11 protein-coding genes are annotated in these 10,803 nt (G+C 71.7%); 3 read left to right on the top strand and 8 right to left on the bottom strand.

Annotation, left to right across the window (positions count from 1 at the left end):
- Positions 1-96 precede the first annotated feature (96 nt).
- The 3 genes from ACFRMQ_RS30510 to map all read right to left on the bottom strand — a co-directional run bounded on the left by ACFRMQ_RS30510 (position 97) and on the right by map (position 4,136).
- Positions 97-2,391: a transglycosylase domain-containing protein gene (locus ACFRMQ_RS30510; RefSeq protein WP_380733920.1), complete on the bottom strand. Its 2,295-nt coding sequence runs from the start codon at positions 2,389-2,391 to the stop codon at positions 97-99.
- 209 nt (positions 2,392-2,600) lie between these two features.
- The gene (locus ACFRMQ_RS30505) at positions 2,601-3,296 is read right to left on the bottom strand and encodes an HAD family hydrolase (protein WP_380733919.1); all 696 of its coding nucleotides are present in this window, start codon (positions 3,294-3,296) and stop codon (positions 2,601-2,603) included.
- Between the two features lie 72 nt (positions 3,297-3,368).
- Entirely contained in the window at positions 3,369-4,136 is a 768-nt protein-coding gene (map, locus tag ACFRMQ_RS30500) for a type I methionyl aminopeptidase (protein WP_380733918.1), read from the bottom strand.
- A 144-nt stretch (positions 4,137-4,280) separates the two neighbouring features.
- Here map and ACFRMQ_RS30495 point away from each other — a divergent pair, with 144 nt between their 5' ends.
- Positions 4,281-4,559, top strand: a complete 279-nt coding sequence (locus tag ACFRMQ_RS30495) for a helix-turn-helix domain-containing protein (RefSeq protein WP_380733917.1) — start codon at positions 4,281-4,283, stop codon at positions 4,557-4,559.
- 66 nt (positions 4,560-4,625) lie between these two features.
- On the opposite strand, the gene ACFRMQ_RS30490 is transcribed toward ACFRMQ_RS30495, so the two are convergent.
- The 3 genes from ACFRMQ_RS30490 to ACFRMQ_RS30480 all read right to left on the bottom strand — a co-directional run bounded on the left by ACFRMQ_RS30490 (position 4,626) and on the right by ACFRMQ_RS30480 (position 7,943).
- Positions 4,626-6,020, bottom strand: coding sequence for an ABC transporter substrate-binding protein (locus ACFRMQ_RS30490; RefSeq protein ID WP_380733916.1), 1,395 nt, complete (start codon positions 6,018-6,020; stop codon positions 4,626-4,628).
- Positions 6,021-6,111: 91 nt separating this feature from the next.
- Positions 6,112-7,008, bottom strand: a complete 897-nt coding sequence (locus ACFRMQ_RS30485) for a carbohydrate ABC transporter permease (protein WP_380733914.1) — start codon at positions 7,006-7,008, stop codon at positions 6,112-6,114.
- Positions 7,005-7,943 carry a carbohydrate ABC transporter permease gene (locus ACFRMQ_RS30480; RefSeq protein WP_380733913.1) on the bottom strand — a complete coding sequence of 313 codons (939 nt, stop codon included), beginning with the start codon at positions 7,941-7,943 and terminating at the stop codon, positions 7,005-7,007. The genes ACFRMQ_RS30485 and ACFRMQ_RS30480 overlap by 4 nt, the downstream gene beginning before the upstream one ends.
- A 224-nt stretch (positions 7,944-8,167) precedes the next feature.
- Between ACFRMQ_RS30480 and ACFRMQ_RS30475 the strand changes: the two genes are divergently transcribed.
- Positions 8,168-8,833: an SMI1/KNR4 family protein gene (locus tag ACFRMQ_RS30475; RefSeq protein WP_380733921.1), complete on the top strand. Its 666-nt coding sequence runs from the start codon at positions 8,168-8,170 to the stop codon at positions 8,831-8,833.
- Positions 8,834-9,033: 200 nt separating this feature from the next.
- Here the strand turns inward: ACFRMQ_RS30475 and ACFRMQ_RS30470 are convergent, their stop codons facing one another.
- Entirely contained in the window at positions 9,034-9,612 is a 579-nt protein-coding gene (locus tag ACFRMQ_RS30470; protein WP_380733912.1) for a TetR/AcrR family transcriptional regulator, read from the bottom strand.
- A 150-nt stretch (positions 9,613-9,762) separates the two neighbouring features.
- On the opposite strand from ACFRMQ_RS30470, the gene ACFRMQ_RS30465 reads away from it, so the two are divergent.
- Positions 9,763-10,236 carry a DoxX family protein gene (locus ACFRMQ_RS30465; RefSeq protein ID WP_380733911.1) on the top strand — a complete coding sequence of 158 codons (474 nt, stop codon included), beginning with the start codon at positions 9,763-9,765 and terminating at the stop codon, positions 10,234-10,236.
- Between the two features lie 88 nt (positions 10,237-10,324).
- On the opposite strand, the gene ACFRMQ_RS30460 is transcribed toward ACFRMQ_RS30465, so the two are convergent.
- Entirely contained in the window at positions 10,325-10,639 is a 315-nt protein-coding gene (locus ACFRMQ_RS30460; RefSeq protein WP_380733910.1) for an MTH1187 family thiamine-binding protein, read from the bottom strand.
- Positions 10,640-10,803: the final 164 nt, after the last annotated feature.

The following is a 10,803-nucleotide window of genomic DNA, read 5'->3' as shown; positions in this document are numbered from 1 at the left end:
CCCGTACTCATGCGGGGCCGGGCGGTCACCGGTCGTCGGGCTCACCGATCGGCTGGGTCACCGGTCGTCGGGCTCACCCGTCACCGGCCGGCCGGATCACTGGTCCTCGGGGTCGGTGGCGCCGGGCGGCGTGGCCTGCCCGGTGCGGCCGGGGGCCGGGTTGACGCCGCGCGGCCTGCCGGTGCTCGCGGGAGCGCCGGTGCAGCCGGCCGATCCCGGCGAGCCGCTGGAGGTGGCGCAGTTGGTGTCCCGCCGCACCGGGTCCGGGATGTAGACGGTGGTGAACTCCTTGTCCGGCAGGCCGCGGACCGCGTCACTCATCGCCTGCTGCCAGATCGGCCCGGGGCCGGTGGCGCCGAAGACCTCGGCCTGGTACTTGCCGCCGATCCGGATGTTGCGCATCGGCACCTTGGTGCCCGGGCTGCCCAGCCAGACCGAGCCCGCCAGGTTGCCGGTGTAGCCGGTGAACCAGGCCGACTTCTTCTCGTCCGTGGTACCGGTCTTGCCGGCGATCTGGCGGCCGTCGTCCAGGCCGAGGTCCCGCGCGGTGCCGCCCTTCTCGGTCACCCCGAGCAGCACGCTGTTGATCACGTCGGCGGTGTCCTCGGACATCGCCCGGGTGCACCGGGCCGGCGGCACCGGGACGTCGGCGCCGGCCACCGTGGTGATCCGGCTGATCGCCATCGGCGCGCAGTAGGTGCCCCGGGCGGCGAAGGTCGCGTACACGTTGGCCACGGTCAGCGGGCTGACCTCCTGGGTGCCGAGGCCGAGGGCGGGCACCTCCTCCAGCGGATCGCCGCTCGCCTTGCCCGTCATGCCCAGCTTGTTGGCCATCTGCTTGACCGCGCAGAGGCCGATCTCCTGCTCCATCTGCACGAAGTAGGTGTTCACCGAGAGCGCCATCGCCTGCTTGAGCTCGTACGGGCCGACCTCTGAGGCGCTCTCGTTGGGGATGACCCCCTCCTTCTTGCCCTTGTTGACGTTCTTCCAGGTGCCGTCGCAGGTCCGCGTCGTCGGCCAGTCCATCCGGTTCGGCGAGTCGTACCGCTGGGTGGGCGTCAGACCGGCCTCCAGGGCGGCGGCGGCCACGATGGGCTTGAAGTTGGAGCCGGGCTGGAAGCCGATGCCGCCGCCCATCGCCGCGTCCACGTTGTAGTTGACGACGGTCTCGTTCTTCTCCTTGGCCAGGCCGTACGGGCGGGTCTGCGCCATCGCCAGGATCTTGCCGCTGCCGGGCTCGACCATCGTCATCGCCGCCGAGACCGGGTCGGTGACGTACACCTTGGTGGAGACGGCCTTCTGGGCGGCGGCCTGCTTGTCCGGGTCCAGGGTGGTGTAGATGTTCAGACCCCCGGTGTTCCACAGCTTCTTGCGGTCGGCCGCGCTCTTGCCGAACGCCGGGTCCTGCTTGACCACGTGGCGGACGTAGTCGCAGAAGAAGCCCATCCCGGCCTGGGCGGTGATGCAGCCGTTCTGCGGGTCCTTGTAGTCGAGGCCGAGCGGGGCGGCCTTCGCCTCCTTGGCCTGCGCCGCGGTGATGTGCTTGCTCTCCACCATCTTGTCGATGACGGTGTCGCGGCGCTTCTGGGCGGCCACCGGGTGGAGCTTCGGATCGTACTGGGAAGGGTTCTGCACCAGCCCGGCGAGCATCGCCGCCTCGGGGAGGTTCAGGTCCTTGGCGTCCTTGCTGAAGTAGCGCTGGGAGGCGGCCTGGATGCCGTACGCCTGGTGGCCGTAGAAGGTGATGTTGAGGTAGTTGGTGAGGATCTGCTCCTTGGTCAGGTCCTCCTCCAGCTTGATGGCGTACCGGAGTTCCTGGATCTTGCGGCCGAGCGTCTTGCGCTGCGCCTCGCGCACCGCCTCCACGTCGTCCCCGGCCTTCTCCACGTTGACGTTCTTCACGTACTGCTGGGTCAGGGTGGAGGCGCCCTGCACGGTGGCGCCGCTCTCCGCGTTCTTGCTGATCGCCCGCAGGATGCCCTTGAGGTCGACGGCCCCGTGCTCGTAGAAGCGGGCGTCCTCGATGTCCACCTGCGCCGTGCGGATCAGCGGGGACATCTGGTCGGCGGATATGACGGTGCGGTCGCGCTCGTACACCTTGGCGATCAGGCCGCCCTTGGCGTCGAAGATCTGCGTCGCCTGGCTCAGCGGCGGGGCCTTGAAGTCGTCCGGGATGCTCTCGAAGCCCTCGGCGGTGTTCTTCGCCCCGAGTCCGACCGCCCCGGCGGCGGGGAGGATCAGGCCCGCCAGCAGCACGCCGCCCAGCACGCTGGCGCCGAGGAAGGTGGCCGCGTGGCCCAGGATGCCGAGCGGAGTCTCGCGGCGCCTCGGGCGGGGCACCCAGGTGTCGCCCGGGCCCGAGGCGGCGGGTATGCGGCTCTTCGGTGACATGGATCGAAAGATTACGGCCGTCAACAGGCCGTGTGGAGCGGGTGTTGGAGAAGGATTGTCACAAAATCGCGACGGATTCGACCCATCTTCGAGGGCCGAACGGGCGTGCCCGACGGAACAAGGGTAGTTCGTTTACGGCCTACCACTCCCGGCGGGCGGTCTCCCCCTTGACCCGGGCCCGCTCCGCTCGGAGGCCGAGCAGACCCGGCTCACCCGGGCAGGGTCGCGAGCAGTGCCGTCAGGGCGTCCGGCCGCTGGTCGACGGGCAGGTGCGCGACCGGGTGGAAGGCGCAGCCGAGCGCGGTCGCGCCGCCGTCGCAGATCCGGTCGTCACCGACCATCAGGACGTCGGCCGGGGCGAGGCCGAGCCGCTCGCAGGCGGCCTCGAAGATCGCCGGATCGGGCTTCTGGGCGCCGACCTCGTAGGACAGCACGTAGACGTCGACCAGGTCCGCCAGCCCGTGCTCGCGGAAGACCGGGCGCAGGTCCCAGCCGATGTTGCTGACCACGGCGACCGGCACGCCCCGGTGGCGCAGTGCGCGCAGCACGGCGGCGGTGTCCGGGTACGGACGCCAACTCTCGGGCGCCAGATGGGAATCGTAGAGGGCGTCCACGTCGAGGGCGGCGGGCGGCTCGGCGGCGCGGGTCAGTGCGGTGTAGGCGCCGCGGTGCAGCTCGGGGGTCAAGTCCCTGCGGTCCCAGGCATCCTGGACCTCCGGCGGGATGCGGCGGGGTGCCACTCCGCCCGGCAGTGCGCCGAACTCCTCCAGCCGGGCCACCAGTTCGGCCTCCTCGCGGGCGGGCAGCCGCAGGCCGGTGGCGGCGAGGTGGGCGGACAGCCACCCGGCGGTGGAGACGACCCTGAAGAGGGTGCCGGAGAAGTCGAACATCACGCCTTTGGTCATGGTGCCGAGCCTACGACGTGGTGCACCCTCGGGGCAGGGTGGTGCGCGCTCGGGGCAGCGGGTGGTGCACGGTCAGGGCAGGGTCAGGATGCGCGGGCCGTCCTCGGTGACGGCGACGGTGTGCTCGATGTGGGCGGCCCGGCCGCCGTCGACGGTGCGCAGGGTCCAGCCGTCCGGGTCGGCGCGGTGGTCGTCGCGGCCGCCGGCCAGCAGCATCGGCTCGATGGCCAGCACCAGGCCGGGCCGCAGCGGGTAACCCCGGCCCGGGCGGCCCTCGTTGGGCACGTGCGGGTCCTCGTGCATCCGGCGGCCGATGCCGTGCCCGCCGTAGCCGTCGAGCAGGCCGTACCGGGCGGCCCGGGCGACGGTGCCGATGGCGTGGGCGATGTCCCCGGTCCGGTTGCCGACCACGGCGGCGGCGATGCCCGCTTCCAGGGCGCGCCGGGTGGTCTCGATCAGGGCGGTGTCCTCGGGCCGGGCGGTGCCGACGGTGAAGCTGACGGCGGAGTCGCCGGCCCAGCCGTCCAGGACGGCGCCGCAGTCGATGCTCACCAGGTCGCCGTCGCGCAGCCGGTAGCCGTCCGGGATGCCGTGCACCACGGCGTCGTTCACCGAGGCGCAGATGACGGCGGGGAACGGGACAGGGGCGAAGGAGGGGCGGTAGCCGAGGAACGGCGAGGTCGCCCCGGCGGCCTTGAGCACACCGCGCGCCACCTCGTCCAGCTCCAGCAGGCTGACGCCGACCGACGCGTGCGTCCGGACGGCGGCCAGCGCGTCCGCCACCACCCGCCCGGCCTCGCGCATCGCGGCCAGCGCGGCGTCCGACTTGAGTTCGACCATGCCGAAACCTCCCCTGGAACCAATTCTTATACCGGTATTTGTATCACGCTCCCGCCGGGGCGCCACCACCCGGCGGCCCCGCCGGTCCGGCCGGGGCACGCGATGCCCGGCGGGAGGCCCCGGGCACGCCTTAGACTCGACGCCATGGTGAGGACTCCGCTGACCCCGTGGGAGCGCGAGCGTGGGGAGCGCTTCGGGGCGCTGCTGCGCGAGGCACGTGGCGATCGCAGCATGGTCGAGGTGGCGGCGGTGGCCGGCGTCTCGGCGGAGACGCTGCGCAAGATCGAGACCGGACGGGCGCCGACACCGGCCTTCTTCACCATCGCGGCACTCGCCTTCGCGCTCGGCCTCTCGCTGGACGAGCTGGCCGCCGCCTGCGTGCTGCCGGCCGACGGCGGACACGGCGAGGCACTCTCGGCCTGACGCGCGGTGGCCCGCCCGGCGCGGGGTGCGCGGGGCGGGCCGTCGTCGTGGAGCGTCCGGTGGGGGTCAGCCGACCGAGCTGTTGTAGCTCTCGATCGCCGGCTGGAGCTCCTTCGCGGCGTCGGCCAGCGCCTGCTGGGCCGGCTTGGTGCCCGCGATGGTCTGCTCGATCGCCGTCTCCACGCCCTTGCGGGCCTGCGGCATCACGCCGAGCAGGCAGCCGGCCGTGGCCGGGGTCGGCTTGGTGGCCTTGAGCTGGTCGATCGCCGTCTGGAACTGCGGGTACTTGGCCACCCACTCCTTGTCCTTGGGGTCGTCCAGGGACTTCTTGTTGACCGGGAAGTAGCCGGTGCCGGTGTGCCAGACGGCCTGCTGCTCGGGGGCGGAGACGAACTTCTCGAACTCCCAGGCGGCGCGCTTCTCGGCGTCCGAGTGGCCCGGGCCGCTGATCCACAGCGAGGCCCCGCCGATCACCGGGCCGCCCTGGTCGGCGGCGGTCACCTTCGGGAAGGCCGCGGTGCCGACGGTGAACTTCGCCGCCTCGGTGTAGCCGCGCAGCACGCCGGTGGACTCCAGGTGCATCGCGACCGTCCCGGCCTTGAACGCGGCCTGGGCGTCGTCGGTGGTGCGGCCGGTGTTGACGGCGTAGCCGCCCTTGACCAGGTCGGCCCACCACTGGACGATCCGGGTGCCCTGGGCGGAGTCGAAGACGACCTTGCCCGCCTTGTCGGTGCGGCCGTTGTCGTTGTCGCAGTACATGGCGCCGGACTCGGCGAGCAGCTGCTCCACGAACCAGCCGTAGATGGCCGCGCCGAAGCCGTACCGGACGGTCTTGCCGTCGGCGTCCTTCTTGGTCAGCGTCTTGGCCAGCTCGCCCAGTTCGTCGAGGTCCTTGGGCGCCTGCGCCGGGTCGAGGCCGGCCTCCTTGAAGGCGTCGCTGTTCAGGTAGAGCAGCGGCATCGAGGAGTTGAACGGCATCGACTGGAGCTTGCCGCCGACCGAGTAGTAGTTGCGGATGTTGGCGTCCAGGTCGTCCAGCGAGTAGCCGTCCTTGTCCGCGAAGGCCTGGGCCGGGACGGCCTGCTTGGAGTCGATCATGAACCGGGTGCCGATGTCGTAGACCTGCGCCAGGGCGGGGGTGCCCTTCTGCTGCACCGCGGCCTTGTACTTGGTGACCAGCTCGTCGTACTTGCCCTGGAACTGCGCCTTGACCTCGATCTTGCCCTGGTGGGCGGCGTTGAACTGACCGACCAGCCCGTTCAGCACCTCGGCGTTCTTGCCGGTCATCGAGTGCCAGAACTCGACGGTGGTGACGCCGGTGGCCTGGTCGAGCGCCTGGGCGCCGGGCGCGCCGGCCTCGGCGGAGCCGCCGGAACCGGAGCCGGAGCCGCTGGAGCTACAGGCGGTCAGGGACAGGCCGGCCACCAGGAGGGCCGCGAGCGCGCGCGCACTCTTCTTCACGAGGGTTCTCTTTCTCGAACAGGTACGGAGGGACGAGGACGGAACGGGTGCAGCGGAGGAACGAGGACGAACGGGTGCGGCGGAGCGGCGGTCAGCGGACCGCGCCCGCGGTGAGGCCGCGGACGATGAAGCGCTGGCCGAAGACCACCAGGGCGAGGGTGGGCAGCAGCGAGAGCACGACGCCGGCCAGGATCAGCCCGGGGTCGGCCATCTCGGCGTCGCGCAGCGAGGTCAGACCGATCTGGAGGGTCTGCATCTCCGCCGTACGGGTGATGATCAGCGGCCAGAAGTACTGGTTCCAGGCCGACAGGAAGACGTAGATCGACAGCGCGGCGAGGGCCGGCTTGTTGAGCGGGACGACGATCCGCCACAGGAACCGCCAGTGGCCGGCCCCGTCGATCCGGGCGGCGTCGCGCAGTTCGCCGGGCAGTTGCCGGAACGCCTGGCGCAGCATGAAGGTGCCGAAGCCCGAGGCGAGGAAGGGCAGCACCAGGCCGAAGTAGGTGTTGCCGAGCCCCCAACCGGACAGCGTCAGGTAGTTGGGGATGATGATGGCCTCCCACGGGACCATCAGGGTGGCCAGGAACACCCCGAACACCACGGCCCGGGCCTTCATCGGCAGGAAGACGAAGGCGTACGCGGCGAGCACCGAGGTGAACAGCTGGGCGAGGGTGATGGCGGTCGCCGTGATCGCCGAGTTGGCGTACTGGCGGGCCAGCGGGATGGCGTCCACGGCGCCGGAGAAGTTCCGTCCGGTGACCGAGTGCGGCACCAGCGCCGGCGGGTAGGAGGAGAGTTCGGACGGGCCCATGAAGGCGCCGGCGATCGCGTAGTACACCGGGAAGGCCACGGTGACCACGGCGACGGCGAGCAGCAGGTAGACGGCGGCGCGGCCGAGCAGGTCGCGCGGGGAGCGCCCGGCGAGGGCCCGGGGGCGCGGGCGGGGCGGGGCGGCCTCCGGCGCGGTGCCGGTGGTCAGGGTGGTCATGCGTAGTGCACCTTCCGCTCCAGGACGCCGAACTGGACGGCCGTGCAGGCGAGCACGACCACGAGCAGCACCACGGCCTGGGCACTCGCGGTGCCGAAGTCGCTGGAGCCGTAGGCGAAGGCCTTCTCGTAGACGGAGTAGACGAGGGTCCGGGTGGAGCCGTCCGGCCCGCCCTTGGTGAGGATGTGGATCTGGCCGAAGCTCTGGAGCGCGTGGACGGTGGAGACCACGGTCAGGAAGAACAGGTTGGGACCGAGCATCGGGATCGTGATCGAGCGGGCCAGCCGCAGGCCGGAGGCGCCGTCGATGCGGGCCGCCTCCACCACCTCCCCCGGGATCGAGCCGATGCCGGCGGAGAGCACCAGCACGTTGTAGCCGAGGTTCATCCAGACCGTGGTGACGGCCACCGAGAACAGCGCGTAGCGGGAGTCGGTCAGCCAGCCGATCGGGCCGAGGCCGACGTGCGAGAGCAGGCCGTTGAGCACCCCGCTGGCGGGGTTGAAGAACACCGCGAAGACCACCGAGGCGCTGGCCACCGAGAACGCGAAGGGCAGCGCGAAGGCCGAGCGCAGCAGCCGCACGCCTCGGATCCGGTTCTCCAGGAGCAGCACCAGCGCCAGCGCGCCGAGGATCCCCGGCACCACGGTGAGCAGTGTGAACAGCGCCGTGGTCAGCAGGGTGCGGCCGAAGTCGGCCGAGGCGAACAGGTCGGTGTAGTGCTTCGTCCCGACGTAGCGCGAGGGCGCCCCGAAGAGGTCGTTGGCGTGGGCGCTCAGGTAGAGGGTCCGCCCCAGCGGGTAGCCGATGAAGAGGACGAAGACCACCAGGGAGGGCAGCAGGAAGGCCCAGGCGAGCCCGTGCTCGCCCCAGCGCCCTCCCCGGCGTGGTGCTGGGCTGCGGCCCGGGAGGGCCGCGGTGTGCGGTGCGGTCGGCATCGTTCGCGCGTCCGCCTTTCGTGATGTCGGTTCCGGCCGAAACCGTGTCCTGCCCACACGACGGCGCGGGAACCCCGTGGTGATCAATGAGTGTCGCCGGGATTACGCGTTCGCGTCAGATCCGGCCGGACGTGCGCGGACGGGCCGTGGCGGGGCGGCCGTCCGGCGGCCGGGCGGTTCACCACGTTGTCGTAGGGGTGCCGTACGGTGCGCTGGTGGACGAAATGGAATTCGACTTCCCGGCCGCAATGGCCGAAAGCGTGCGCTCCCGCGCGGGCGCCTGGGCACTCGTCAGGGGCTTCGCCGCGTACTGGGGCGAGCCGCTGGGGCCCGGGGACGGCTTCACGGACGCGGAGCTGGACGCGGCCGAGCGGCGGCTCGGCCTGCGGCTGCCGGCGGCGCTGCGCGAGGCGTACCGGCTGTTCGGCCGGCGCGCCGACCTGACCAGCAGTCACGACGTGCTGCTGACGCCGGAGGAACTGCACGTGCTGGACGGCGCGCTGGTGTACCGGGCGGAGAACCAGGGCTGCATGCACTGGGGCGTGCCGTTGGCGGACCTCGACCGGGAGGACCCGCCGACGGTGGCCCGGCTCGACCTGGCGGACAAGTCGCAGGAGCGGTGGGAGCCGTGGGAGGAGTGCTTCACCACGGCGGCCGTGACGATGGCGATGATGGAGAAACTGCTGGAGGACGTCGAGCTGTCCGACTGCCTCGAATCCGAGGAGGATCTTCCGGGCGGTTTCCGGGAGTTGCCGGCGCTCGGCCGCAACTACCGCTGGCACCAGGGGCCCGAGGTTCTGGTCGGCGTGCTCGGCGAGGCCTGGGTGGCGGCCCGGGCACGCACCCCGGAGGCGCTGGACGCGCTCTACGAGGCCGCGCCCGGGCAGTGACCGAACGGTTGATCGACTGAACGGCCGGATGGACCGGGCGGCCGGGCGACGACGGCGCCGCCGCCGGCCGCGCCGACCGCGGGCGGCGCGGTGCCGTACCGGCCGGTAGTGATGACAGTCATGTAAAACCCTTCCCCCTATTGAGACCGTTCGGTCCAGAATGAGCGCAGAAAAGGGCGCCGGCCGGAACCGACGCGGCGTCAGTCCAGAAGGGCCAGTGCCTGCTCGGCGGCGTCCCGCGCCCGCGGCGCGCCGTCGGCGGTCCTGCCCACCACCCGGATGCCCTGGAGCAGCACCACCAGCATGCGGGCGAGCGCCCGGGGCTCGCGCCCGGCGGACAGTTCGCCCTGGGCCGCGGCGCGCACCAGGGCGGCGGTGAGCAGCGTCTCCAGCCTGTCGAAGCTCGCCGCCACCCGGCGCGACGCGGCCGGGTCGTGCGGGGCCACCTCCACCGCCGCGTTGGTGACGAAGCATCCGAGCCGGCTCTCCCGCTCCCCCATCGCGCCGTGGTGGCGGACCAGCGCGCGAACCGCCGGCAGCGCCGGGCCGGGCTGGGACAGCTTCTCCAGCAGCACCGAGTCACTCTGCTCGCAGTAGCGCTCCAGCGCCCGCAGGTACAGCTCGTGCTTGCTGCCGAAGGTCGCGTAGACGCTGGCCCGCGCGATGCCGAGCCGCTCGACCAGGTCGGCCATCGAGGTGGCCTCGTAGCCGCGCTGCCAGAACAGCTCCAGGGCCGCCTGCAGCGCCGCGTCCGGATCGAATTCCTTCGTGCGCGCCATGTCGGGACAGTAGCCATTTCTGGACCGGTCGGTCAAGAAAGGGTGATCGGCGGTCCAGACCTGATCCCTGACGGAGCATTGCCAATTGGACTAGACCATCGCTACCCTTGCCGCTCCCCATTCCTCCTTCCCCCACAGGAGGCTTTTCGCATGTCCGCACACCGTCCCACCTCTCCCCAGCAGGTCGCGGATGCCGCCAGGCCAATCGTTCTGACGGCGTTTCGGATCGTCATCGGCCTGCTCTTCGCCTGCCACGGCGTCGCCTCCCTGTTCGGCGTGCTCGGCGGCGCCAAGGGTGGCGGCACCGTCCCGTTCGGCCAGTGGCCGGGCTGGTGGGCCGCGCTGATCCAGCTGGTCGGCGGCGCCCTGGTGCTGCTCGGCGCCGGCACCAGGGTGGCCGCCCTGCTCTGCTCCGGCTCGATGGCCTACGCCTACTTCACCGTCCACCAGGAGCACTCGCTGCTGCCCCTGCAGAACGGGGGCGAGTCCTCGGCGATGTTCTGCTGGGCCTTCCTGGCCATCGCGGCGCTGGGCTCCGGCCCGTACGCCCTGGACCGCCTGCTCGTCCGCCGCCCTGCGGGCGGCGTCGCCGAGCCCGCCGCCCACCCGACGTCAGCGGCCTGACGGGCCGTCCGACCCGGGAGCCTGACGGATCGTCCGACGCCTGCGGTCGGACGGTCCGCCCGGCATCGGCGGCCTGATGGTCCGTCCGTCATCGATGTCCTGACGGACCGTCCGCGGCCAGGTGGCGCTCGACCGAGGCGACCTTGGCGGTGAGACCGTCGGTGACCCCGGCCCGGTCGTCGATCTTGATGACCGTGCTCACCCGGCTGCTGTGGGCCTTCACCGCCTCGATCGCCCGCTTGATCACCGGCATCACCTCGTCCCACTCTCCCTCGATGCTGGTGAACATCGCGTCCGTGCGGTTCGGGAGACCGCTCTCCCGCACCACCCGGACGGCGGCGGCCACCGCTTCCCCGACGTCCTCGCCGATCCCCAGCGGGGTCACCGAAAAGGCTGCGATCACGGCTCTGCGCTCCTTGTGGTCGACGACACTGGTCGCCGGTTCGGGTCCGGCCCGTACCGGCGACCAGGCTAGGCCCTGTCCCACGCTTCGCGTCGCGCGCCCGGCGGGATTCGTGAGACACGGCCCCGGCCCCGCGAGATCGACCGGACCGGGCCCGGGCCTGT

The organism is Kitasatospora sp. NPDC056783 (assembly GCF_042789895.1).
Lineage (GTDB): Bacteria > Actinomycetota > Actinomycetes > Streptomycetales > Streptomycetaceae > Kitasatospora.
Note: the sequence above shows the minus strand (reverse complement) of the source record. Positions and strands in the feature narration are given on the sequence as shown.

Excerpts from the sequence above, each read along its gene's own strand:
- ACFRMQ_RS30510 (WP_380733920.1), bottom strand. The coding sequence starts at position 2,391 with ATGTCACCGAAGAGCCGCATACCCGCCGCCTCGGGCCCGGGCGACACC.
- ACFRMQ_RS30505 (WP_380733919.1), bottom strand. The coding sequence starts at position 3,296 with ATGACCAAAGGCGTGATGTTCGACTTCTCCGGCACCCTCTTCAGGGTC.
- map (WP_380733918.1), bottom strand. The coding sequence starts at position 4,136 with ATGGTCGAACTCAAGTCGGACGCCGCGCTGGCCGCGATGCGCGAGGCC.
- ACFRMQ_RS30495 (WP_380733917.1), top strand. The coding sequence starts at position 4,281 with ATGGTGAGGACTCCGCTGACCCCGTGGGAGCGCGAGCGTGGGGAGCGC.
- ACFRMQ_RS30485 (WP_380733914.1), bottom strand. The coding sequence starts at position 7,008 with ATGACCACCCTGACCACCGGCACCGCGCCGGAGGCCGCCCCGCCCCGC.
- ACFRMQ_RS30480 (WP_380733913.1), bottom strand. The coding sequence starts at position 7,943 with ATGCCGACCGCACCGCACACCGCGGCCCTCCCGGGCCGCAGCCCAGCA.
- ACFRMQ_RS30475 (WP_380733921.1), top strand. The coding sequence starts at position 8,168 with ATGGAATTCGACTTCCCGGCCGCAATGGCCGAAAGCGTGCGCTCCCGC.
- ACFRMQ_RS30470 (WP_380733912.1), bottom strand. The coding sequence starts at position 9,612 with ATGGCGCGCACGAAGGAATTCGATCCGGACGCGGCGCTGCAGGCGGCC.
- ACFRMQ_RS30465 (WP_380733911.1), top strand. The coding sequence starts at position 9,763 with ATGTCCGCACACCGTCCCACCTCTCCCCAGCAGGTCGCGGATGCCGCC.